Consider the following 25,474-nt stretch of genomic DNA (forward strand, 5'->3'; position numbering starts at 1 on the left):
CAATGGGGACAGGATTCAACTTCTAGGAAATAACTCCTGAAGATTCTCCTGAGCCATACTCTTGGGCAGCACGATTTCGATCATGAGCTTGCCTGCTGCACTCGACCTGGCTGAGATTCCGCAACCACGCAGATTGGTCACTTCGCCTATTTCGCGAACAATCTGCCGGCAAAGCAGGTACTTCATGTCGTGAGTCAGAGGAGTGAAGAGCCGATGGTGAAGCTGCTCATCGTAATCCACTTCCTGCATCTCTACCCGGCAGACAGCATAAGGCGAATCGGGCAAGTCCTCTACCCTGACTTCCACTTTTCCTGCTCCCGAGGTGAGAAGGTCGAAAAGATACTGGCGAAGGAACTTGTCGTTCTTCACATTCAGCTCCACCTGCTCCATCGCCTGGGCACTGAGCATGGTGTAGAGCGACTTATAATAGTCCACCAACTCATGAAGCGACTGCACATCGGAAGGATCGTTCTCTACGAGCTGACGGATGCGCGAAGGATAATACATCGTCTCATGCTTCAACGTGGAAAGGCAGTTGTCGAGCACAGAGCACGACACGTGCAGACGCCCATTCTCATACTCCGCTTTATGCAACTCGTCTTCTGTCATCTCCATGTCGTAGGTCTCGACTGCTGTACGCCGCATACTCTCCTGGAGCGCCTGCTCTATCTGGTCAACTACATCGCCCAACTGGGCATTCAGTCCATGAAGCCTCACTCCCCGCTTGTTCCACGTCTGCCTGATGCGCTGCAACTTCACCTCGTCGGTAGCGTCACTCAGCAGGATGCGGTTGATTTCATTCACCTTCTCCACGGCGAAACGGAAGGTCAGTACATGGCGATAATAGAGCAAATAGTAAGCCAAAGGCAACTGCAGCAGAAGGAGGATGAGCAGCACGATGGCCACCGTCTTCGAGTTCTCCGACAGCTGCATGGTGCGCACATAGGCTGGCAGCGTAGAGTCAGCTCCCATCTCGCGGTAGAGCTGGGTGTAGACCTTGTTATTGCTGCGATAGAGGTCCCACTTGTGTAGGGCAAGAGCAGCCACGGCGCTCTCATTACGCAGGTCGAGAATAACATAATAATTAGTGGGCAGACTGTCCTTGTACCACAACAATTCGGCTGGGAGAACGTCGCTCGGACTGGCTGTCATCAGCACCTTGCCGCCAGGATGAAGCGACAGGTAATGGCGGTTGAGGTAACTGCGGGCTGAGTCAGCATACTGGAGGGTGCGCTCGTACTCGCCGTTGATGTTGCAGAAATAAGCCGAATCGGCAAAGACGTCGGCACGCTGCAGATTGAGCGGGAGACGATGGTTGGCAGCATTGTCGCGCTGATGGCGGAGTGTATTTTGGGCAACAACCTGCTGCGGCAGGCACGTCATCGCCATCAAGCCCACCAGACCTACGAGTCCTACGGAAAGCGACTTCAACCGACCGCCTATTCCCCGGGGCAGGCGGAAGACAAAGCGGCTGCCCTTGCCCAACTCGCTCTCGGCAAAAATCGAACACACTGAGAAGATGCTGCTCACCTTCTTGTATTTCTCTATAATACCCTTGCAGTTGAGAAGTCCGAAACCATGACCACCTGTATAAGTGCGGTCGAAGACGTGCTCCAACTGCTTATCGTCCATGCCTACTCCCGTGTCTGTAATGCAGATTTCCACATAAGCATCAGCTATCGAGGCGCTCACCATCACACGGCCACCCTGAGGGGTGAACTTGCGGGCATTGTCGGCCATGGTGTTAATCATGAAAAGCGTCAGCGTACGGTCGGCCTTCACCACTGCCTCGGTGGGCTCTACAACCAGTTCCACGCCCTTCATGTCGAAATTCATCTTGCCCTTCAGCACAATGTCGAACAGGGGCTGCAACGCAAAACTCGTAATACGGAGATTAAGAGTTCCCTGCCGCATCTGGATCCACCGGGTAAGCACCTCGTTGTACTGGTTGATTTTGGCAGTCAGCTCTGAGATGTACTGGTACCTATCCTTCTTCACCGAGTCGGGTTCGTCGCGGTGTTTCAGGCAGTCCACCTCGTGAATCATGCGGTCGATGAAGGGCGTTATGCTGTTGACCAATGCCACCTTGGCACGTTGCTCCAAATGGCGTTTCTTGTTGTCCCTCACGTGGAAGAGCGTCATTTGCAGTTTCTCCTCTATATCCTCCTTCCTGTCGTTCAACTCACTGATGTGCTGAGCATTGCTATCCTTCCATTGCTGTAAGGGTTTAAGCAGTTTGGTGATAGAGCCACGGTGCACATTCCTGCGGCGCATCCTGTCGAAGAGATAGAGCAGGAACACCACAAGAACGATCATTCCTATCACGGATGCTATCATCCAGTTGAGCAGCACAGCATTGTTGTCGAGCACGGCTGCACGGGCTTCCAACTGCTTGTCCTGTCGGGTTCGCTCCTGCAGGTCGAGATACATGTTGCGGTAAAAATCGCTGTGTGGCTTGTCGTCGATGGCAGAATAGACCAGACAGAGGCGCTCAGCAATGGAGGCCACCAAGTCGGGTGCTGCCTTGATGCGCTTATTGTCGTTGAGCGCATGGTTGAGACAGTCTTCTGCCGAACGGTAGTCGTCTATGGCCCAGTAGCATTCTGCCAGTGTTCGGTAAGCTCCGGCTGTCTGATAAACATCGCCGTAAGACGAGAACAGATTGAGCGCCATCTGGGCCAGGTTGCCTGCCAATAAGCTGTCGGGCACCTGGTCAATATTAAGATACTTAATGGAAGGACTGTTGTTGCGAATCAGGTAACTGCGCAGACTGGGACTCTGCAGATGCTCGCTAAGGGCCTGCAAAGCATTAGCCTGCCAATAGGGATAAGGGGTTCCTGAACAGGCCAGCATAAAGCATCGCATCAGGTAGTCGAACTCGCCCTGTCCGATTTCCTCAGCTGTTCCGCTGACGATGGCTCCTCCAGCGCCAATATTGTATAAATAGTTGAGATACTGAGCCGTATCTGCCTCCAAGGCTTCAGCATCAATATCGTTTAGAGCCTGCAACATGGGTTCCTCCTGACCTACATAATAGAAATAGGTAGCGGCAACGATGTCTAACTCGGAATGGGCATAAAGGGCACGCTTACGTTCGCGCGGAGGCAGATTGTCGGCTTCCTCACCAATACGGCGGAGCAGGCGCATCGCTTTCTCACGATAAGCATAGAAATCCTTATTGCGCGACTCGCGCTGGCAAAGGCGCATGTTCTGTACGTGGGCAACAAGAATCTCTATCTGGTTGTCGCTGCGCTGTTCCACCTCTAGCAAATGTCGGCGAGCCTGCTCGTAATCCATCTTGGCTATGGCTACGAAAGCCAGGTTGTTGTGCGCCTCAGCGTAACCTGCAGGATAGTCATCGGCAAGCCTCAAAGCCCTATGTGCCAGAACCTTGGCAGAATCGAGATTACGGTAATGATAAGCATAAGAAAGAGAATTCAGCTCATCTACTTCGCCCTTATGCGACGGCGAACAAGCTGAAAAGAAAAACAGCGCTATCATCAGAAAGGTGATAGCGCTATTGTATAAACGATAATATGTGACTCTACGAATCTCCAATATTATACACGCATATTAAGCGCGAGCCTTTGCGATGTACCCCAAAGCCTCCTGGCACTTTGCTGTAATAGCAGCCCAGTCGCCAGCAGCTACGGTCTCCTTAGGGAAGAGCTTAGAACCCATACCTACACAGAGAACACCGGCCTTGATCCAGGGAGTAAGGTTCTCCTCGGTTGGCTCTACAGCACCTGTTACCATGATGTTGCTCCAGCGCAAAGGTGCCATCACGTTCTTAACGAATGAAGGACCACCTACGTTGCCTGCTGGGAATACCTTGGTTACGTCGCAACCTGCTGCCTGAGCATTGTTGATCTCGGTTACAGAACCACAACCAGGTGAATAAGGAACCAAGCGACGGTTGCAGACAGGAGCAATCTCTGGGTTGAAGTTAGGACCTACGATGAAGTTGGCACCCAACTGGAGGTACAAAGAAGCTGTACCTGCATCAACTACAGTACCAGCACCGAGAATCATCTCTGGGCACTCTTTGTCGGACCACTTCACCAATTCGCCAAAAATCTCGTGAGCGAAGTCACCACGGTTAGTAAACTCGAATACACGAACACCACCCTCGTAGCAAGCCTTGATGACGTTCTTACAAATCTCAATATCCTTGTTGAAGAATACAGGAACCATACCAGTCTCTTTCATGGCTGCCATGACCTGCATTTTGCTAAACTTTGCCATTATCTATATAATGTTTATTGTTTATTATTTAATGTTTAGTTGAACTTTAGCAAGTTCAGAAATTATCGCTGTACACGGCCATTGGCGTTACCACCAGCCAGACTCTCTACCTCGTCAGCAGAAACCAGGTTGAAATCGCCAGGGATAGTATGCTTCAAAGCAGAAGCTGCTACAGCAAACTCGAGAGCCTCAGCCTGATTTGGCTTGGTCAGCAAACCGTGAATCAAACCACCTGAGAATGAGTCACCACCACCTACACGGTCGATGATTGGGTTGATGTCGTAGTGCTTGCTCTGATAGAACTCCTTGCCGTTGTAGATAAGAGCCTTCCAGCCGTTGCGGGTAGCAGAGAGTGACTCACGCAATGTAGAAACTACATACTTGAAACCGAACTCCTTCATCATGCCCTGGAAAATACCATAGTAACCCTCGGCGTCGGTCTTACCGCCCTCTACGTCAGCATCTGGTTTAAAGCCAAGACAAAGCTGAGCATCCTCCTCGTTACCGATGCAAACGTCAACATACTGCATCAAAGGACGCATGACAGAGATGGCCTTCTCTGAAGTCCAGAGCTTCTTGCGGAAGTTGAGGTCTACAGATACTGTCACACCATGACGCTTGGCAGCCTCGCAAGCCAACTTGGTCAACTCGGCAGCCTTATCGCTGATGGCAGGAGTAATGCCGCTCCAGTGGAACCACTGAGCACCCTCCATGATTTTATCAAAATCGAAATCAGATGGATCAGCCTCGGCGATTGAACTGTGGGCACGGTCGTAGATAACCTTAGAAGGACGCATAGAAGCACCTGTCTCTGCATAGTAAAGACCAACACGCTCACCGCCACGGGCAATGAAGTCGGTATTTACGCCATAACGACGAAGAGCGTTCAGGGCGATCTGACCAATCTCGTGCTTTGGCAACTTAGATACGAAGTAAGCATCATGACCATAGTTGGCTACGCTGACAGCCACATTAGCCTCACCACCGCCAGGGATGATGCGGAATGACTCACTCTGAATGAAGCGATCGTTGCCTTCGGGTGACAAACGAAGCATAATCTCACCTAATGTTACAATTTTTGCCATTGTTGTTTGATAGTTTTTAATTTATTGTTTGTTATTACTTGAATTTATTTCGCCTATAAGGAATTTCTTGATTTCATTTCTTCTATGATGAAGTTTCTTGGGGCAAAAATAAGCCTTTTTTCTTGAATAAAGAAATAAAAACGACTTTTTTTTTGTTTTTATAGCAAAAAACACGCTGTGCATTCGCACAATTCGATTTTTTATTGTAAATTTGCCCCAAAAATAACTTGTTGTGGTCGCACACAACACAATATACGAATAAGAAGAACTATCCACATTGTGGCTTCGCACAATCCTACATAAATATATTAAGGTACGCGCGAGCCGCTAACAAAACAAACAAGAAGAAAGAGAATGGCCGAAAAAATCAGAATCAAAGACATTGCTGAAAAAGCTGGCGTTTCTGTAGGTACCGTAGACCGGGTCTTACATGATCGCCCCAATGTTTCGGAACCAGCCCGCAAGAAGGTAGAACAGGCTCTCAAGGAGATGAACTACCAGCCCAATATGTACGCCAGCGCACTGGCTTACAACAAGCAGTACACCTTCTACATGCTGCTGCCAAAGCACGAGTCGGAGGCTTACTGGGAGGAGATAGAAGAAGGGGCACGAAAATGCGAGGACACCAGGCGAGACTTCCACATCGACGTGGAAATCAGTTTCTTCGAACGCTCCAGCGATGAGTCGTTCCGTGAGAAAGCCAACGAGATCATACAGGCTAAGCCCGAAGGTGTCGTTGTCGTTCCATCTTCACTCGATGTCACACGAGAGTTCACCGACCAATTGCACGAGCAGAACATTCCCTTCATTCTTCTCGACTCCTACATGCCCGACCTCAAGCCCCTGTCGTTCTACGGACAGGACTCTTTCTGCAGCGGATATTTTGCAGCCAAGATGCTGATGATGATTGCCTGCAGGGAGACGGAAATCATGCTCATGCGACAGACGAAGGACGGACGCGTGATGAGTAAGCAGCAGGACAACCGAGAAGTGGGATTTCTGCACTACATGCACGACCACTACCCTAACGTGAAGGTTACCGACCTCGACCTGCCACTCAACGGAACTCGTGCCGAATACAATAAAATGCTGGAGAAGTTCTTCTCTTCCAACCCACAGGTACACCATTGCATCACCCTGACATCCAAGGCACACATCGTGGGCGACTTTCTGCTGAAGACCAACCGACGCAACATCCAGATCATGGGTTACGATATGGTAGAGAAGAACGCCCGCTGCCTGCGCGAGGGAAGCATATCTTTCCTCATCGCCCAGCATGCCTACATGCAAGGCTATGCGTGCATCGATACTCTCTTCCAGGCCATCGTGCTGAAAAAGAAAGTTACTCCGGTAAACTACATGCCCATCGAGCTTCTAATGAAGGAAAACGTGGACTTCTACCGCAGAACTCAACTCTAAGAACTCCCTCACATACGAAATAAAAAACAATATAAAAACAACCTACAAAAAAATGAAACAATCAAGCTTTATCAAGATCAACCCTGCCGACTCGGTAGTGGTTTGTCTCCGCCCATTCAAGCAGGGCGAGATCATCGAGGTTGACGGCAAGACCATCACCTTGTTACAAGACACCCCAGCAGGACACAAAGTCCTCATCGACAATGCTGCTGAAGGAACCAATATTCTGAAATACGGCTACCCTATCGGTCATGCAAAGAAAGACCTGAAGCAGGGAGAATGGGTCAACGAGAACAACCTCAAGACCAACCTTGCCGGAACTTTGGAATACACCTACAATCCTGTAGAGGAGATCCTGAACATCGAGAACGAGAACCGTACTTTCAAGGGCTATGTACGCAAGAATGGCGAGGTAGGTGTGCGCAATGAGATTTGGGTCGTTCCTACAGTAGGCTGTGTGAACGGTATTGCCGAGAAGCTCGTCGACCTGCTCAAGCAGGAAACCAAGTGCGAGGGCATCGACGCTATTCACGCATGGCACCACAACTTCGGCTGCTCTCAGCTTTCGGGCGACCACGAGAACACACGCAAAGTGCTTCGCGACATCTGTCTTCACCCTAACGCAGGCGCCGTACTCGTACTCTCCCTGGGTTGCGAGAACAACCAGCCAGACGAGTTCATGAAGATGCTGGGCGACTACGACAAAGACCGCATCAAGCTCTTGGTAACTCAGAAAGTGGAAGGCGACGAGCTCGAGGAAGGCATGAAACTGCTCCGCGAACTCTATGCTCAGGTCAAGGAAGACAAGCGACAGGAGGTTTCGGTCAGCAAACTGCGCGTAGGTTTGAAGTGCGGTGGATCAGATGGATTCAGCGGAATTACTGCCAACCCATTGGTAGGCGAGTTCTCCGACTGGCTCGTGGCACAGGGCGGAACTTCTATCCTCACCGAGGTGCCTGAGATGTTTGGCGCTGAGACCATCCTGATGAACCGTTGCGAGAACAAGGAACTCTTCGACAAGACAGTTCACCTCATCAACGACTTCAAGGAGTACTTCCTCTCTCATGGTGAGCCTGTAGGCGAGAATCCTTCTCCAGGCAACAAGGCGGGTGGTATTTCTACACTCGAGGACAAGGCTCTCGGTTGCACACAGAAGTGCGGTCGCGCTCCAGTCAGCGGTGTACTCCAGTATGGTGACCGTTTGGAGACAACGGGTCTGAACCTTCTCTCTGCACCAGGCAACGACCTCGTAGCTTCCACAGCCCTTGCTTCTGCCGGCTGTCAGCTGGTTCTCTTCACCACTGGTCGCGGTACGCCATTCGGCACCTTCGTACCAACCATGAAGATTTCCACCAACAGCAACCTCTACCGCAACAAGCCAAACTGGATTGACTTCAACGCAGGCGAACTGGTGGAAGGTACTGAAATGAAGGACTTGGTACGCAAGTTCATCGACAAGATTATCGCAGTAGCCAATGGCGAAGAAGCTCGCAACGAGTACAACGGCTATCGCGAAATCTCAATCTTCAAGAACGGCGTAACGCTGTAAATAAAGTGAATAAACAGACTAAAAAATGAGCAATAAGAAAGGATTACTGGCACTCTCGCCATTGTTTCTGTTAATACTGCTGATAGCTGTCTTTACCATCCATTCGGTAAGGAGCAACGGCTCGGGCGACAATCTGTCGCTTACGGTGGCTTTCATGATTTCCAGCATCTATGCTGTGGCAATATCAGGAGGACTGCCCATCAAGAAGCGCATCGACACCTACAGCCGTGGAGCCGGAGCCAGTAATCTGATGCTTATGCTCTGGATTTATGTGCTGGCAGGAGCATTTGCTGCATCTGCCAAGGCCATGGGAGCTGTCGATGCTACCGTCAACCTGGCTCTCAGCATCCTTCCTGCCAGCATGATTCTGCCAGGACTCTTCCTGGCGGCTTGTTTTATCTCTCTTTCCATCGGAACAAGTGTGGGCACAGTAGTAGCACTCGTTCCTATTGCTGCAGGACTGGCACTTTCGGTAGACGCCAACATAGGGCTTACCGTAGCTGTCATTGTGGGTGGAGCCTACTTTGGAGACAACCTCTCCTTCATCTCCGACACCACTGTGGTGGCCACGCAGACGCAGGAATGCCGCATGAGCGACAAGTTCCGCATCAACTCGCTCATTGTCGTTCCCGCTGCCATCATCATACTCATCGTCTACGCCATCATGGGAGCAGAAACCAAGGCTCCTACGCAGGTGGCAGAGGTAGAATACATCAAGGTGATTCCTTATCTCCTGGTTCTCGTCACAGCCATTGCCGGCATGAACGTGATGGCTGTTCTCACTAAGGGAACTCTTCTTTGCGGAGCCATAGGCATCATCGAAAACCTCATGGGAATCCCGAACTCATACGATTTCTTCGGTTGGTTCTCGGCCATGGGAAACGGAGTCATCAGCATGGGCGAACTCGTCATCATTGCCATGATGGCTGGTGGAATGCTCGAAACCATCAGGGAGAACGGAGGCATCAACTTTATCATCAGCAAGATAACTGCTCACGTCAAAAACAAGCGGGGAGCCGAGCTCTCGATTGCTGCCCTAGTGTCGTTCGTCAACCTCTGTACGGCCAACAATACCGTAGCGATTCTTACCGTGGGAAATATCTCCAAGAAGATAGGCGACAAGTTCGGAGTCGACAACCGAAAGGCCGCAAGCATCCTCGACACTTTCTCGTGCTGCGTGCAGGGACTCATCCCGTACGGCGTACAGATGCTCCTGGCAGCAGGACTGGCACACATCAGCCCCATCGACATTCTTCCCTATCTCTACTACCCCATGGCCATAGGCGTTGCGGCACTAATGGCCATTCTGTTCAGATATCCACGGCGTTACAGCTGATAAAGAAAAGAGGTTAGCTTAACTCTTTGATAACTTCTGAACTTGCAAAATTAAATAATTACCTACACCCCCTAAAAATATAGTAAAAGAATGGACTTTTTGCAGCGCAACCTTTTCGCCCAGTTACGTTCCGACAACTTCGGAGCCAAAGAAGAACTGGAGCCTATGACTGTCTTCAAAAAAAAGAAGATAGCCCAGATGATGAAGAATCTCAATGCCGTTCCTGCCGGAGCTGTATTGATGAACAATAGTTTCCTGAACAGACGACTCATCAAGATTCAAAAAGAGGAGCGCCACTCCATCGACACCTCCATTGAGACGCTCTATCTGTTGCGCTTACTGGTAAGCAACATCAACGGAATTCTCGCCAATGGAATCAGTATTAGAGGCATTATCCAGTTGGGACAATACCTCAGAACAAGAGGCGACAAGGTTGACTTCATCAAGTTAGAATCCTGGCTACGCAAACTCCACATCCAGCGCATGGCTCAACTGGAGGGCAGCGTGCTCATCACCTTCTTCGACTTCGAAAAAGACGAGATTCCCTTTGTAAGCAGAGTGGAAAAAGGCGCCTACAAACTCACCCTACGCTCCCTCTATTACAACACGCAGGAGGCAAAAGACATCGAGTTCGAACAGACTGCCACTGGCTTTGTACGTACAACAGGAGGCACCATGCGCAAGAGCCTCAGACGAAGCATACGCTACATAACTTATGCCCCCATTGAGACCATCAGCAACTTTACCCACAAGGTATTCCACTCGCTTTCTGAAATCGAAGAGTAAAATATATCTAAAAAATCACACTCTTCGGTGGCAGATAGCATGTTTTTTAGTAACTTTGCAGTTATGAAGAAAATCATCATAACTATTATCACCACCCTACTCACCCTCAGCACCCACGCACAGCTCGTACAGCTCGTACAGTGTGAGGATACTTGCCAGCATGTGCATGGCATCGACCTCAGCCACTATCAGGGAAATGTGTTCTGGGAAACCGTAGGCGACAACACCAAAATGGCGTATGTTTATCTCAAGGCTACAGAGGGAGGGACCAATGTAGACAGCAAATACAAACAGAATATAGACCTTGCCCACAGATACGGACTCAAGGTTGGTTCTTACCATTTTTACCGTGCTCGCATTCCACAGCAGACACAGCTCGAGAACTTCATGGCTCAATGCCGTCCAGGCGATCAGGACTTGCTGCCCATGATAGACGTCGAGACAAAGAGCGGAATGGACACAGAGCAATTCTGCGACTCCCTTTTCAAGTTTCTGTTGCTTGTAGAGAAAGCCTACAAGCAGAAGCCGCTCATTTATACCGGAGCCAACTTCTACGATCATTACCTTCTGGGCAAGCTCGACAGCTATAAACTCATGATTGCGCAGTACACCAAGCGCACACCTGTTCTTAAGGACGGACGCGACTTCGAGATGTGGCAGTACACGGGTAAAGGCAGACTCAATGGAGTCAACGGATATGTGGACAAGAGCCGGTTCATGGGCAACCACAGGCTCAGGGAAATCAGATTCCGGCACCGATAAACATTCACCTATCAATACAAGGACTCAACTTTCCAAGTATGTAAAATAAAAAAAGTAGTTAGAAAAGTTAAAACCAAATACATCTCAATACAGGATGTGTAAAGGTCTATGTTAAGTGCGGAGACAAATGCCTGGCATCCCCAGCAAAAAAGACAGTTGTCTTAACTCCCGGAAAATCTCATTTTAAGAATATACACTCAACTAAAAAACATAATAAAAATGGCGATTATAAAATGTCCAGAATGCGGACACCCCGTTAGCGACAAAGCACCCACATGTCCTACTTGTGGCGTAGAGATAGCTGGCAAGATTACCACTTGTACCAACTGCGGCACTGCATATTTCAGCAATCTGAATATGTGTCCCAACTGTCATTGTCCTAACCCAAGAAGCGTTGCCACTCCTTCTGTACCAACGACGCAGAAAGGAGCAACAACACCTCCAGTTCCTACAATTCAACCAGACACAATCATTCCTCCTATTCCGGAATCACCAGCTGCCAACGAGGACAAACAGGAGAAGAAGTCCAACCGCACCATCTTGATTTGCTCGTTCATCTTTGCACTCATTGTTTGTGGCACACTCTTTTATTTCTATCACAACGCCAACGAGCAACAGGAAGAGGAAGCCTACGAATACGCCATGCAGAGCAACGATCCGGACGTTCTTCAGAGCTATCTCGACACCTACAAGGATGCCGACCAGGCTCACATCGACTCCATCATGTCGCACCTCAACGCCCTCAAGACCATAGACAACGACTGGACCAACGCCATGGTGAGCGGTTCAAAAGAGGCAATAGAAGCCTACTTGCAGAAATACCCCAACTCGCCCCACAGACAGGAGGCGTGGAACAAAATCGACTCCATCGACTGGCAGGTAGCCAAGAAAGCAGACACGGCTGAAGCCTATCAGATTTACCTCGACCAGCACACCGACGGATCACATATCGAAGAGGCAGAGAACGCCATGAAGAAAGCCTTGAGCCGCGACCTGCAACCCGAAGAGAGCCAAATGGTCAGCAGTCTATTCCGCAAGTTCTTCCAGAGCATCAACTCGCGCAACGAGGACGGACTCACCTCTACCTGCGAAGATGTCCTATCTTCACTTTTAGGCAAGACTGCCGCCACCAAGAACGACGTGCTCACCTTTATGCACAAGTTGTATAAAGAAGACGTCACCAATCTGAACTGGCGCCTTAACAACGATTATCAAATCAAGAAACGAGAGATTGGCGACGAGGAATACGAGTATCAGGTAGTGTTCACTGCCCGTGAGGATGTAAGCCGCACAGACGGCAGCACCCAGGAAGGCACATTCAAAATTACAGCCACCGTCTCACCCGACGGCAAAATCTCATCTTTCAACATGGCTAAGATTGACCTATAGTCATACTTTCTTCTGGGAGTAACAACGTGCATCTTTAAGGAGTAAGGAAGCTTATTCTTATCGGATGACAATGGCGTTCTAACCGGTGTTGACACCAAATAAAGTTAACTTCATGACCAGATTAAGTTAACTTCATGAATAGATTAAGTTAACTTCTTGTGCTCGTTGAACTAAGTTCTTGCGCCCGTTAAGATAGATGCGCCCTGAAGAACTAAGACACAATCTAAATCTTGTGCTTTAGCTCATCAGGGCGCAGCTTTTATTGAAGTAAAAAGAATGCAAAAGAAAGGGAAATGCTGGACAGAGAAAACTCTGCCATCATTTCCCTGCAGTAAAGGATGAAGCGCTTACTTCACCTTAGCACCCCAGTACTTCACGTACTTTATCTTTTTGCCCTGAGTGCCCGTGGGTTTATTCCACTTGCCACCCAGAATGAGGATAGTTGTCTTCTTACCAGCAGGCACAGCGTTAACAGCATCCTGAAGGGTCATGAAGTTGCCACGGCCTTCTGCTGACACCACATAATCGTAGTGACGGACATGCTTTCCGAGAGCAGGAACAGCCTTACCAATAGCATCTGCCAAGGCTCCAGCTATGATGCGCGCGCCATAAACATTATAGTGGGTATTGTCCATACGGCCCTTAGGAATACTGGGAACCTCGCCTGGCTTATACCACATATGCAGGCTGCGGCTCCCCTTAATACCGAGAGAAGTCTCTATGTCGTGCGTGATTTTTGTAGCATCAACAAAAGGAACATTCAACTCCTGAGCAACACGGCGTGGGGCTACGACATAGGCTCCGTGAGTGTCGATAAGGGTGTCGCTGTTGATTTTCTCTTCTCCATCGAACACAGTCTTGCGAAGCTTCTCATCGTCGTCATTCTTCAGGTTCTCAGCATACCAGCAACGACGAACCACAGAGTTGAACAATACAGGAATGCCGCCTTTCTGACGGGTTTCCTCAACGAAACGACGCAAATTGGCATCGAAAGTTGACCCCGGATCTGTATGACGATCGGGCTTAGGCTTTTCGTCGTTATGACCAAACTGGATGAACACATAGTCACCTGGCTTCAGTCTGTCGAGAACCTTCTGCCATCGTCCCTCATTGATGAAACTCTTGGAACTGCGACCATTCACAGCATGATTGTCAACCAATATCTTGTCATCGAAAAATCCCTGCAACACCATTCCCCAGCCTCGCTCGGGATTGTCCTTGAAGTTAGATTTCTCGGCTGCAGTAGAGTCGCCAATAACAAAGATAGTTGTAATCTTTGTGCTCGACGTCATGACAAACAGCGTCATTGCAAGACATAATAAAAGTGATAGTTTTTTCTTCATATTTTTTTGTTCTGTTATTAGTTTTATTAGAGTAAAAATCCATGACCTACTCACGCAGCCCATGGACATGAAATAGTTATGCCCTCACACCAGAGGGCTATGTAAAAAGTAATTTACTTATTGTTTTCAATGTAAAGGGCAATCGCCTCTCTCCTACTTCACGGTAGCAATCAGTTCCTCAGCTGTTACGAGGGTCTGCTCGCCACTTTCCATGTTCTTGAGAGTCACTTTGCCTGCAGCCATTTCATTCTCACCCGCAAGTACAACAAACGGAATGTTCTTGGCATTAGCGTAGCTCATCTGTTTCTTCATCTTTGCCTTGTCGGGGAAGATTTCTGAACGGATTCCTGCCTGGCGAAGCTTGCCCACGATGGGCAGACAGTATGCTGTCTCGGTCTCGCCAAAATTGATGAACAACACCTGAGTAGAATTGACAGCCTCCTTGGGATAGAGGTCGAGTGCATTCAGCACATCGTAGATACGGTCGGCACCAAAGCTGATACCTACACCACTGAGACCTGGGAGTCCGAAGATTCCTGTAAGGTTGTCGTAACGACCACCACCCGTGATGCTTCCCATAGGTGTGTCGAGCGCCTTCACCTCGAAGATAGCACCTGTATAATAGTTTAATCCTCGAGCCAAGGTAAGATCGAGCTCTATCTCGTTGTTCAAACCTACGGCCTTCAACGTATCAAGGATAAAGCGGGTCTCCTCTACGCCCTTCAGTCCTGTCTCTGAACCCGCGAGTACCTGCGAGATGACCTCCAGTTTTTCCTCATTAGAGCCAGAAAGTGAGATGATGGGCTGCAACTTCTCGATGGCTTCCTCTGAGATTCCGTCATTACGCAGTTCCTCGTTCACCTTCTCGAGTCCTATCTTGTCGAGCTTGTCTATGGCGACTGTGATGTCTACGATCTTCTCTGCCTCGCCTATCACCTCAGCAATGCCAGTAAGGATCTTGCGGTTGTTGATCTTGATGCACACACGTACACCGAACTTAGTGAATACGGTGTCAACAATCTGCATCAGTTCAACCTCGTTGAGCAAAGAGACGGAACCAACAACGTCGGCATCGCACTGATAGAACTCACGATAACGACCCTTCTGTGGACGGTCTGCTCGCCATACAGGCTGAATCTGATAGCGCTTGAAAGGCAACTGCAACTCCTCGCGATGCTGTACCACATAGCGTGCGAAAGGAACTGTAAGGTCGTAGCGTAACCCCTTCTCGCAGAGTTTGGCTGCCAACTTCAGTGAGTTGAGAGAATGAAGATCCTCGTCGCTCACCTTGTTCATATAGTCGCCAGAATTGAGAATCTTGAAGAGCAGCTTGTCCCCCTCTTCACCGTATTTACCCATCAGCGTCTGAAGTGTTTCCATCGCTGGGGTTTCTATTTGTTGAAATCCGTAAAGGGCATAGACTTCTTTGATGGTGTCGAAGATGTAGTTGCGCTTAGCCATCTCAACAGGTCCGAAGTCGCGTGTTCCCTTTGGAATACTTGGTTTCTGAGCCATTTAATTCTGTATGTTGTTTAAAGTTTAATGTTTAATGCCTAACGCAATGATTTACTCAGAAAGTAAACCATCAACACTAAACATTAAACACTATCAAATTATTTACGTATTATTTACGTACGATGGTCTGAGCACGGTCAGGACCGATAGAGATGATGCCGATACGTGTCTCGAGGAATTCCTCTACGAAGGCTATATAGTCCTTGAACTCCTGTGGGAACTCGTCCTCGGATGTAAACTGGGTCATGTCAGTGTTCCAGCCCTTGAACTCCTTATAAACAGGCTCTACATCATCAATTTCGTAAGGGAAATCGGTTGTCACAGTGCCATCCTTCAACTTATAAGCCACACAAGCCTTGATAGTCTCGAAGCTGTCGAGTACATCGCTCTTCATCATGATCAGTTCGGTAACACCATTCACCATGACAGAGTATTTCAGCTGTACCAAGTCGCACCAGCCACAACGGCGCTCACGACCTGTCACCGCACCATACTCATGCCCCAGGTCACGAATCTTGGCACCAGTCTCATCAAAGAGCTCTGTTGGGAAAGGACCAGCACCCACACGTGTGCAGTAAGCCTTCATGATACCATATACATTACCTATCTTGTTAGGACCGACGCCCAATCCGATGCAAGCTCCTGCGCAAATAGTGTTGGAAGAAGTGACAAAAGGATAAGAACCGAAGTCTACATCAAGCATGGTTCCCTGAGCACCTTCGCAAAGAATATCCTTGCCAGAACGCAACACCTTGTTGATTTCCACCTCGCTGTCTACCATACGGAACTGCTTCAGATATTCGATGCCTTCCATCCAGGTCTTCTCTACTTCTGTGATATCGAAATCAGTATAACCGAGCGAAGCTATCTGCTTGAGGTGCTTTGCCTTATGAGCCTCATACTTAGCCTCGAAGTTATCCAAAATATCGCCAACACGCAGACCAGTACGGCTCACCTTGTCGGTATAAGTAGGACCAATGCCCTTGCCTGTAGTTCCCACCTTGTTCTTACCCTTAGAGGCTTCGATGGCAGCATCGAGCACACGATGAGTAGGCATGATGAGATGTGCTTTCTTAGAGATATAGAGACGGCTCTTCAGGTCGTGACCGCTCTTCTCAAGATCCTTGGCCTCCTGCATGAAAAGGTCGGGAGCCAATACCACACCATTACCAATGATGTTTACCTTGCCACCCTGAAAAATACCTGATGGGATGGAGCGAAGCACATACTTCTGGCCTTCAAACTCCAAGGTATGACCGGCATTAGGACCACCCTGGAAACGTGCAATGACATCATACTTAGGGGTCAATACGTCAACCACCTTTCCCTTACCTTCGTCGCCCCACTGCAATCCGAGCAGGACATCAACTTTACCTGTGTTCATTTTTATATATTGTTATTATTCAAGTTTCTTTACCATGTTCACAGACCGGCAGCCTTGCCTTTCTGCTTGTTCTGGCAGGCAGCACAGAGTCCGTAGATATAGAGTGCAAACTCATCACACCTGAAATCGTGCAACTGCGTCTGTCCAATGGCCTGAGTCACTAAAGGTGCGTCAATATCGGTCACACCTCCGCAAACCGTACACACTTGGTGCACATGATTCTCGCGCCCTAAAGACGCTTCGTACTTAGTGCCTTGCGCCAATCCATGCCTTACGACAAGCTTCAACTCTACCAGGAGATGAATCGTATTGTAAAGCGTAGCACGGCTTACACGAAAGCCACTCTTTGATAAATACTCCCCCAATTCTTCCAGCGTGAAATGCTTGTCAATGCTGTACACAGCATCCAAAATAGCATAACGCTCAGGGGTTTTGCGGTGTTGACAGGCCTCAAGATAATCGTCCAAGACCTTCTTCACCCGAACCTTTACGTCGTCTGTCATAATACTCGTTAGTTACATAAAACGCACAAAGATACTTATTATTTACGACATAGAGGAAAATCTTATTTTAAAAAATCTAAATTACTCCAGTTAGGCTGCAAGAACATCCTGTTGCAACCACGAGATTCCGCTTCATTTCTTCAGTTCCTCCATCTTTCGGAGTTCCTCATAAATGCGCTGCACAGGCAGTCCCATCACATTGAAATAACTGCCCTTGAGACCCACACATCCCACGTAACCTATCCATTCCTGGATGCCGTAGGCACCAGCCTTGTCGAAGGGTTTGTAATGATTTACATAATAGTTGATCTCCTGCTCGTCAAGTTTTTTGAAACTCACCTCGGTCACTACGGAGAACTGACGTTGCAGCTCACGTGTAGTGAGACAAACGCCCGTCACCACATGATGGGTCTTTCCACTCAACATACGCAACATGCTGTAAGCCTCCTCTGCATCGTGAGGCTTACCTAAGATAACACCCTTGCATTCCTGGTCGTTCAGAAAACCATCAGATGGTGCTATCACCACCGTATCTGCAGTGAGAACCAACAAGTTATCATCACCTTCTTCAAGAAGTGATTGATAGGCATCAGCCTTCTTGCAAGCTATATACAGAGCCGTATCGTACGCATTCAGCGTATCGGGAAAACTCTCGTCTATACCCTGCATCACCCTTACCTCGAAAGGAAAGTCGAGTCCTGCTAAAAGTTCCTTACGGCGAGGCGAATTGCTCGCTAATATGATTTTATATTTCATTTATCTTATCTTCTTTAACCCAGAATTATGAACGTCCAAACATACTTATCAAACACCTTATCCCTCTACCATCCAAACGCCTTAGCATCGGCTAGCCATTTGTTCTGTGCCCGCAACACCTGTTCTATAATGTCGCGTCCCACACCTTCGCCTCCTTTGCGCGATGACACATAGGCGGAAATGCCCTTAATGTCGGGACAGGCATCGGCAGGACAGCAAGGACATCCGCAAAGGCGCATGATTTCGTAATCAGGAATATCGTCACCCACATAGATAACTTCCTCATCCTGCAGACCATAACGGGTCAGGAAATCCTTATAGGTAGTAACCTTGACAGCACACCCCATGTAAATATCCTCCACTCCGAGTCCGGCATAACGCTTACGTACGGCCTCGGTGGTGCCACCTGTTATGATGGCGATTCGGAGCCCCAATTTTTGAGCCAACTGGATGGAATAACCATCCTGTATGTTGACTGTACGCAGGGGTTCTCCCGCGGCAGAGAGGGTAATGGTCTGTCGTGAAAGTACGCCGTCGACATCAAATATCACGGTCTTTATCTTTGTCAAATCGTAATTGATCATAATCGTATTCTGTTTACTTCTCCTCACTCATTCTGTGGATGTTCATACTCATACGCTCGTAGATGTCCTTGAGCAAGGGATTGTCGCGCAAGAGCGAAGACTGTGCACGAATAACATTCTGGTCGTACCTGACAGCAGGTCCTGTCTGAGCCTCCTGAGGCGTAAGCACATGCACCTTACGGGCTGTCTCATCGATAAGCGGAAGCATCACATCAAAAGGAATACCATGCTTCTTTAGAATGTCATAACTAACTGCATAACAATGATTTACAAAGTTACAAGCGAAGACAGCCGAGAGATGCAGATACTTTCTATCCTCACTTGATAGCTGATAGATTTTAGTTGTCAACCCCTGAGCCAACTGCATCAGCACATCGCGGGCATAGTCGTCATTGGCCTCTACGAAACAGGGAATATCATGGAAAGAAACCGTCTTCTCTTTCGAGAACGACTGCATAGGATAGAAAACACCATAATGAAGCGCCATGCCTGCAAACACGTCCATGTTGACCGAACCTGCTGTATGAAGAAAGACCTTCGTACTCCTGCCCGAACAGAGCGCCTGCACAAGATCGGGCAACACACTGTCCTTCACTGAGATAATATACACATCAGCATCCTTGCGCACCTTTTCTATTTCGGTAACAGGAGCTCCACCAGCAAGCGTTGCCAAGGCGCTGGCCGACTCCATCGTGCGACTATAAACCTGCAGGATATCGTGTCCTGCCTCCAAGAGAGCCTTGCCCAAATTAGTGGCTAACCGGCCCGCTCCAATCAATATTACTTTCATAATAGTGCAAAAATACTAAAAAGATTGGATATGAGAGGCATCATACTTGCTTTTTTAGAAATAATTTATTATTTTTGCCATGTGAACGAATGTTGTATTGATATTTATACAAAATCGAAAGACTTGCCAACTCTTCTTGAAGGCAACTACTTTCACAGCCGTGAGTTGTTTATTATCTACGAACAGACTCCCGGCTGTACTCCCTATATGGTTGTAGTTTCCAACAAAGAGGGACAGACTTTGGCGCAGCTTCTTGTGGCAGTGAACAGAAAGGGAAATTGGTTTCCTCCTTTTATATATACACACGCGCACGCGCACGAGGAAGGAATCTATGCCAACGAAGCCTACAAGGAGGAGCTCTTCTGCAAAATGCTGCAGGCCATCACTCTGCGGCTCGACCGCCGACTGTGTCTGTACATTGAGTTCTCGGGCATCAGAAAGAAAATGTTTGGCTACCGCGCTTTCAGGCAGCATGGCTACTTCCCCGTTGTCTGGCAGGAGGTTCACAACTCGCTCCACAGCAAGGCGCCCGAGGAAAGGCTCTCAGAGAAAATACAGCAGCGCATCAAAAAGCTGAAAGACAAGGGTATCATTACCCAGACAGCAACCAATAGGGAAGACATCCACTCGTTCCATCAACTGCTGAAACGATACTACCGTTTCAAGCCTCGCCGACATATTCCCAACGAGCAATATTTCCAAGAAATGGCAAAGAGCCACAATGCCAAGATTTTCCTTACCACCTATGGAGGGAAAAACATAGGCGGCTGCGCCTGTGTCTACTCCGGAGGCAATGCCTACCTGTGCTTCTTAGCCGCCAAAAGAAAGACCTATTCCATGCTCCATCCTGACACCATGGTCGTATGGAACGCCATACAATATGCCTACGAGCACGATTATAACCACATCTACTTTATGGATGTAGGACTTCCCTGGCACAGGAATCCTTTCCGTGAATTCATTCTCAGCTTTGGCGGAAAACCTGTCTCCAAGTACAGATGGTTCCGTTTCTACAGCCACACCATCAACAAAATCCTGTCATGGCTGTACAAGGACAAATAATTCGATATTATTTCTACGACTTTCAAACTTGCTAAAAAACGAACAAAGTTTTTTAAGACAAAAACGTAAAAAAACAGCAGTAAGAAAAGGACACGAAAAAAGGGCTCCGCTATGCGTGCCCCATTCCTCTGTTAAGCAATTCGAGTCCCCGCTCCGTGCAGATTCCCCGAACGATGACCATAAAGAAATTGTCGAAGATGGTCTGCATGGAATACATGCGGTAAAGCTGAAGGTGCATAATCTCATTCATGGTGATGTACCCCACATTCGAGATAAAAGGATAGTCAATATCACTACGGAACAAGCCCTCCTTCACCCCACACTCATAGAAGCGCATTCTGTCCTCCACCTCATGTTCGTGAACAGACTTCATGTAAGCCACCACACGAGGCATGTGCTGTATCTCCTCATAAAACTTGACGCCCACCTGCTCACATAACTCCATCTGCACGCGATAGAAATAACAAATGATATCAATCACATTGTGATTATTCTCAGAAGCAAATTGATCAAGCATTCTTCTAAGTTCCTCATCCTGAGCTCTTATACCAGCCAACAGCAGTTCCTCCTTGTCGCCAAAAATCTCGTACACAGTACGCTTAGACACATGAAGCCCCCGAGAAATCTCATCCATTTTCACAGCTTTAATTCCCCTCTGACGAAACTCATTCATGGCGTATTCAATAATTTTGCTTTTCAGTTCACGCCTATAGTCATTTGTTATGTTCATTGCAGTATTCGAATGTTTTCTTTCTTGTTTCGACTTTTTTTCTTCGCAAAGTTACAAAAAAAATCAAAGAAACCTACCATTATTCATTAGTTTTTTATTACCTTTGCACAAAAAATATGAGATTGTGCACAAAAAGCATAATTTTTGTAAGAATATAAAACTTTAAACCGCTATATAATTATGGTAAAAATTTCTAAAGAGGCAGCTCTCGCCTATCACGAGAACAATCGACCTGGCAAAATCGAGGTAAAGCCAACCAAACCTTACCACACCCAAACCGACTTGAGTTTGGCTTACTCTCCTGGTGTAGCCTATCCATGTTTGGAAATCCAGCAAAACCCAGACTCAGTCTATAAGTACACAGACAAAGGCAACTTAGTGGCAGTTATCAGTAACGGAACAGCCGTACTGGGACTTGGCGACATTGGTGCCATGAGTGGCAAGCCTGTAATGGAAGGAAAGGGTCTGCTGTTTAAAATTTATGGTGGAATCGACGTGTTCGACATCGAGGTGGCAGAGAAAGACCCCGAGAAATTCTGCGAAGCTGTAGAGAAAATTGCTCCTACCTTCGGTGGAATCAATCTTGAGGACATCAAGGCTCCACAATGCTTCTATATAGAGGACAGACTCAAGCGCACCCTTGACATTCCTGTGATGCACGACGATCAGCATGGCACAGCCATCATCTCGGCTGCAGGTCTCAAGAATGCCCTTGAGGTAGCAGGCAAAAATATTGCTGACGTAAAGATCGTAGTCAACGGAGCCGGAGCTGCAGCCATCAGCTGTACCAAGCTCTATGTGGCTTTGGGTGCACAGGTAAAGAATATTGTGATGCTCGACTCCAAGGGCGTCATCACCAGCGACCGTGAGAACCTGACCGAGCAGAAGAAGCTCTTCGCTACCGACCGTCGTGATGTTCATACTCTCGAGGAAGCTGTGAAGGGTGCCGACGTATTCGTAGGACTCAGCAAGGGCAACGTCCTCTCTCAGGACATGATTCGCTCGATGGCGGACTCTCCTATCGTCTTCGCCCTCGCCAACCCCGTACCTGAAATTAGCTACGAGGATGCTATGGCAAGCCGTCCAGACGTATTGATGTCAACAGGCCGCAGCGATTATCCAAACCAGATCAACAACGTGATCGGATTCCCATACATCTTCCGTGGTGCGCTCGATGTTCACGCACGTGCCATCAACGAGGAGATGAAGATGGCTGCCGTACATGCCATCGCCGATTTGGCCAAGCAGCCTGTTCCAGATGTGGTGAACGATGTTTACCACGTCAACGACCTGACCTTCGGTCCTAAATACTTCATTCCAAAACCTGTAGACCCACGCCTTATCACAGAGGTGAGTGCAGCCGTAGCCAAGGCTGCTATGGAAAGCGGTGTAGCCCGCACACCTATCACCGACTGGGAAGGCTACAAGCAGCACCTGCGTGAGCTCTTAGGTCAGGAGACAAAACTCACCCGCAAGTTGCACGACACAGCCCGCCTGCATCCTCAGCGCGTGGTATTCGCCGAAGGCGGCAACCCCACCATGCTGAAAGCAGCCGTACAGGCCAAGGCCGAAGGTATTTGCCAGCCTATCTTGCTGGGCAACCCCGATCGTCTGAACCGTGTGGCTTCTCGTCTGAAGCTCGACTTGAGCGACATCGAGATTATCGATATGCGTGCAGACAATGAGCAGGGTCGTCGTGCCACATTTGCCAAGCACCTGGCAGAGAAGCGTGCCCGCGAGGGTTACACCTTCGAGGAGGCTTACGACAAGATGTATGAGCGCAACTACTTCGGTATGTCACTCGTAGAGCAAGGCGACGCTGATGCCTTCATCACCGGTCTTTACACCAAGTACTCCAACACGATCAAGGTGGCAAAGGAAGTCATCGGCATTCGTCCTGAGTTCAAGACTTTCGGCACCATGCACATTCTCAACACCCAGAAGGGAGTATTCTATATAGCTGATACATTGATCAACCGTCACCCCGACGAGGACGTGCTTACCGATATCGCCAAGTTGTCGGCTCACACCGTGAAGTTCTTCAATGAGGAACCTGTCATCGCCATGCTGAGCTACTCCAACTTCGGTACCGATGCTGCAGGTTCACCTGTCAAGGTTCACAAGGCTGTGGCAGAGATGCAGAAGGTTTACCCCGACCTTGCCATCGACGGCGAGATGCAGGTCAACTACGCACTCAACAAGCAATTGCGCGATGAAAAATATCCATTCTCTCGCCTCAAGGGCAAAGATGTCAACACATTGGTATTCCCTAACCTGAGCAGCGCCAACGCTTCTTACAAGCTCCTGCAGGCTCTCAACCCAGAAGCCGAGATCATTGGTCCTATCCAGATGGGTCTTAACAAGCCTATCCACTTCACCGACTCTGAGGGAAGCGTGCAAGACATCGTCAACATCACAGCCGTGGCTGTCATCGACGCCTACGTGGAGAAGATCAAGAACAACAAGCAGTAAGAGGCTTTTCAGGAGATTTTCTCTGGAGTTGAAGAAGTTAAGGAGTTAAGACAAATGCTTTAGTGGAATAGAAATTAAACATTTCCTCCAAAGTTGTTGGCTTTAACTTCTAACAATCGAAGGGAGTGGTAACTTCTCACAAAAGACAACTTCTCTTAACTTGCGTACACCTGCAAAAAGTTGAGGAAGTAAAAATAAAGTGCAAGAGTCGTGAACAACGGCTTTTGCACTTTTTTTATTTTCTTTTTCATAACACTTATCAACTTAAAACTCGCTAACTTAAAATTATCAAAAAGGAGCCTAATGTAAACGATTGCACAATTTTTCAAGTTAAATTCTGTTAATAAAGCGAATTGTGCGCCCACACAGCAAAAACATCAAAAAATAAACAAGAAAAAGTTTGGCTGTATCAAAAAAAGGTCGTATCTTTGCCATCGTTATCCTGAAAACAATCTTTTTACCTTAAAAGGAACTAATACCTATTGAAGATTTGGAGCGGTAGCCTGTGAAGGTCATCGCTTTTTTTTGTCTTTCGCAATTGTTTTTTAGCATCAACCATATTCTTTGACGCTGTTTTTTTTCCATTTCGCAAAAATATCGTATCTTTGCATTCTGATTATTCTAATAATCCCATTGTAGAATCGCATCATATGAGAAAAGAAATCATCCATCGCATCAATCAATTAGGCAAGGAAGGCAAGCCCTTTCTCTTTGTCATCGACTATCTGGGCAACCAAGCTTTCATAGAGCCACTGGCTGACATCAATCCAGAAATATGCCTTTATGATTTCGAAGGAATGAACAATCTCACAGATAATCCATCTCAAGAGATAGCTTCTCCACTATCCAGTCCCATTACCTGGCGGATGACGCCGCCCCGCTTCGAGGATTACAAGCACAGCTTCGATATCGTAAAGCGCAACATCATGCAGGGAAACAGCTATCTCACCAATCTCACCTGTAAGGTACCCGTGAGCTGCAATCTCTCGCTCCACGACATTTTCCTCCACGCCCGGGGAAAATACAAACTGCTATGGAGAGGAATGACTTCAACAAAAAGGGAACCGTCGGGAACTGAAAGAATGAAAACAGCGAGCACTTCCATCCCGTGCCGAGAAGATCAGTTTGTCTGTTTCTCTCCAGAGACGTTTGTCAAAATCAGGAACGGAAGGATTTACTCTTATCCCATGAAGGGAACACTCGAAGCCTCCACACCCAATGCAGCAGAGATACTGATGGCAGACAAGAAAGAGGCAGCAGAACATGCCACAATCGTTGACTTGATACGCAACGACCTGAGCCGAGTGGCAGATGACGTCAAAGTGGACCGCTACCGCTACATCGACATACTGCACACCAATAAGGGTGACATACTGCAGACAAGTTCAGAAATAAGCGGTCGACTTCCCGCCAACTACATGAAGCATCTTGGTGACATTTTGGAATCCCAGTTGCCCGCAGGCTCTATCACGGGTGCTCCTAAGGACAAGACCATGCAGATTATCCATGAGGCTGAGGGTTACGAACGAGGATTCTACACAGGTATCATGGGCATCTGTCAGAATGGCGAGCTCAACTCGGCTGTGATGATCAGATTCTTAGAACAAGGTACTGATGGAATGTACTTCAAGGCTGGTGGAGGAATCACTTCAAAGAGCGACTGCCGAAAAGAGTTCCTGGAGGTGTTACAGAAAATATATATTCCGATAGGAGAGTTCTCTGGAGTTAAGGAGTTAAGCAACAGCCTTATTGGATAAAAGGTAG

The 25,474-nt window shown here is 48.2% G+C and carries 20 protein-coding genes; 9 read left to right on the forward strand and 11 right to left on the reverse strand.

Annotated features, from left to right (window positions below; all coding sequences use genetic code 11):
- Positions 1-15: 15 nt before the first annotated feature.
- From P3T48_RS05615 to P3T48_RS05625, 3 genes are all read right to left on the reverse strand, one after another.
- On the reverse strand, positions 16-3,501 hold the full coding sequence (locus tag P3T48_RS05615; protein ID WP_276505951.1) for a sensor histidine kinase: 3,486 nt from the start codon (positions 3,499-3,501) through the stop codon (positions 16-18).
- A gap of 72 nt (positions 3,502-3,573) precedes the next feature.
- Positions 3,574-4,245 (reverse strand): bifunctional 4-hydroxy-2-oxoglutarate aldolase/2-dehydro-3-deoxy-phosphogluconate aldolase, encoded by a 672-nt coding sequence (locus P3T48_RS05620; protein WP_022253012.1) that lies wholly within the window; start codon positions 4,243-4,245, stop codon positions 3,574-3,576.
- A 62-nt stretch (positions 4,246-4,307) separates the two neighbouring features.
- Positions 4,308-5,330, reverse strand: coding sequence for a sugar kinase (locus tag P3T48_RS05625; protein ID WP_022253011.1), 1,023 nt, complete (start codon positions 5,328-5,330; stop codon positions 4,308-4,310).
- A 354-nt stretch (positions 5,331-5,684) separates the two neighbouring features.
- On the opposite strand from P3T48_RS05625, the gene P3T48_RS05630 reads away from it, so the two are divergent.
- The 6 genes from P3T48_RS05630 (at position 5,685) to P3T48_RS05655 (ending at position 12,571) form a co-directional block, all read left to right on the forward strand.
- Positions 5,685-6,749 (forward strand): LacI family DNA-binding transcriptional regulator, encoded by a 1,065-nt coding sequence (locus P3T48_RS05630; protein ID WP_276505952.1) that lies wholly within the window; start codon positions 5,685-5,687, stop codon positions 6,747-6,749.
- Between the two features lie 52 nt (positions 6,750-6,801).
- Complete coding sequence (locus P3T48_RS05635; protein WP_276505953.1) at positions 6,802-8,298, forward strand: UxaA family hydrolase; 1,497 nt, start codon at positions 6,802-6,804, stop codon at positions 8,296-8,298.
- A gap of 25 nt (positions 8,299-8,323) precedes the next feature.
- Entirely contained in the window at positions 8,324-9,634 is a 1,311-nt protein-coding gene (locus P3T48_RS05640; RefSeq protein WP_276505954.1) for a Na+/H+ antiporter NhaC family protein, read from the forward strand.
- Positions 9,635-9,724: 90 nt separating this feature from the next.
- The gene (locus tag P3T48_RS05645; protein ID WP_276505955.1) at positions 9,725-10,420 is read left to right on the forward strand and encodes a hypothetical protein; all 696 of its coding nucleotides are present in this window, start codon (positions 9,725-9,727) and stop codon (positions 10,418-10,420) included.
- Positions 10,421-10,483: 63 nt separating this feature from the next.
- Entirely contained in the window at positions 10,484-11,182 is a 699-nt protein-coding gene (locus P3T48_RS05650) for a glycoside hydrolase family 25 protein (protein WP_276505956.1), read from the forward strand.
- 219 nt (positions 11,183-11,401) lie between these two features.
- Positions 11,402-12,571 carry a double zinc ribbon domain-containing protein gene (locus P3T48_RS05655; RefSeq protein ID WP_276505958.1) on the forward strand — a complete coding sequence of 390 codons (1,170 nt, stop codon included), beginning with the start codon at positions 11,402-11,404 and terminating at the stop codon, positions 12,569-12,571.
- Between the two features lie 347 nt (positions 12,572-12,918).
- Here the strand turns inward: P3T48_RS05655 and P3T48_RS05660 are convergent, their stop codons facing one another.
- The 7 genes from P3T48_RS05660 to P3T48_RS05690 form a co-directional block, all read right to left on the reverse strand.
- Entirely contained in the window at positions 12,919-13,914 is a 996-nt protein-coding gene (locus P3T48_RS05660; RefSeq protein ID WP_276505959.1) for a rhamnogalacturonan acetylesterase, read from the reverse strand.
- Positions 13,915-14,067: 153 nt separating this feature from the next.
- A complete protein-coding gene (hisS, locus tag P3T48_RS05665; RefSeq protein WP_276505960.1) occupies positions 14,068-15,429 on the reverse strand; it encodes a histidine--tRNA ligase in 1,362 nt (453 codons plus the stop codon).
- A gap of 109 nt (positions 15,430-15,538) precedes the next feature.
- Positions 15,539-16,813 (reverse strand): adenylosuccinate synthase, encoded by a 1,275-nt coding sequence (locus P3T48_RS05670; protein WP_276505961.1) that lies wholly within the window; start codon positions 16,811-16,813, stop codon positions 15,539-15,541.
- A gap of 38 nt (positions 16,814-16,851) precedes the next feature.
- On the reverse strand, positions 16,852-17,316 hold the full coding sequence (locus tag P3T48_RS05675) for a Fur family transcriptional regulator (protein ID WP_158462790.1): 465 nt from the start codon (positions 17,314-17,316) through the stop codon (positions 16,852-16,854).
- Between the two features lie 132 nt (positions 17,317-17,448).
- Complete coding sequence (locus P3T48_RS05680) at positions 17,449-18,072, reverse strand: Maf-like protein (protein WP_276505962.1); 624 nt, start codon at positions 18,070-18,072, stop codon at positions 17,449-17,451.
- A 65-nt stretch (positions 18,073-18,137) separates the two neighbouring features.
- Positions 18,138-18,656 (reverse strand): KdsC family phosphatase, encoded by a 519-nt coding sequence (locus P3T48_RS05685; RefSeq protein ID WP_022251429.1) that lies wholly within the window; start codon positions 18,654-18,656, stop codon positions 18,138-18,140.
- Positions 18,657-18,669: 13 nt separating this feature from the next.
- A complete protein-coding gene (locus P3T48_RS05690) occupies positions 18,670-19,446 on the reverse strand; it encodes a Rossmann-like and DUF2520 domain-containing protein (RefSeq protein ID WP_022251430.1) in 777 nt (258 codons plus the stop codon).
- Between the two features lie 123 nt (positions 19,447-19,569).
- On the opposite strand from P3T48_RS05690, the gene P3T48_RS05695 reads away from it, so the two are divergent.
- Complete coding sequence (locus P3T48_RS05695; RefSeq protein WP_276505963.1) at positions 19,570-20,508, forward strand: GNAT family N-acetyltransferase; 939 nt, start codon at positions 19,570-19,572, stop codon at positions 20,506-20,508.
- Positions 20,509-20,617: 109 nt separating this feature from the next.
- Here the strand turns inward: P3T48_RS05695 and P3T48_RS05700 are convergent, their stop codons facing one another.
- On the reverse strand, positions 20,618-21,238 hold the full coding sequence (locus tag P3T48_RS05700) for a TetR/AcrR family transcriptional regulator (protein WP_276505964.1): 621 nt from the start codon (positions 21,236-21,238) through the stop codon (positions 20,618-20,620).
- Positions 21,239-21,418: 180 nt separating this feature from the next.
- On the opposite strand from P3T48_RS05700, the gene P3T48_RS05705 reads away from it, so the two are divergent.
- Positions 21,419-23,710 (forward strand): NADP-dependent malic enzyme, encoded by a 2,292-nt coding sequence (locus P3T48_RS05705; protein WP_276505965.1) that lies wholly within the window; start codon positions 21,419-21,421, stop codon positions 23,708-23,710.
- A gap of 650 nt (positions 23,711-24,360) precedes the next feature.
- Positions 24,361-25,467 carry an aminodeoxychorismate synthase component I gene (locus P3T48_RS05710; RefSeq protein WP_276505966.1) on the forward strand — a complete coding sequence of 369 codons (1,107 nt, stop codon included), beginning with the start codon at positions 24,361-24,363 and terminating at the stop codon, positions 25,465-25,467.
- Positions 25,468-25,474: the final 7 nt, after the last annotated feature.

The organism is Segatella intestinalis (genome assembly GCF_029348455.1).
In the GTDB taxonomy this organism is placed as follows: Bacteria; Bacteroidota; Bacteroidia; order Bacteroidales; family Bacteroidaceae; genus Prevotella.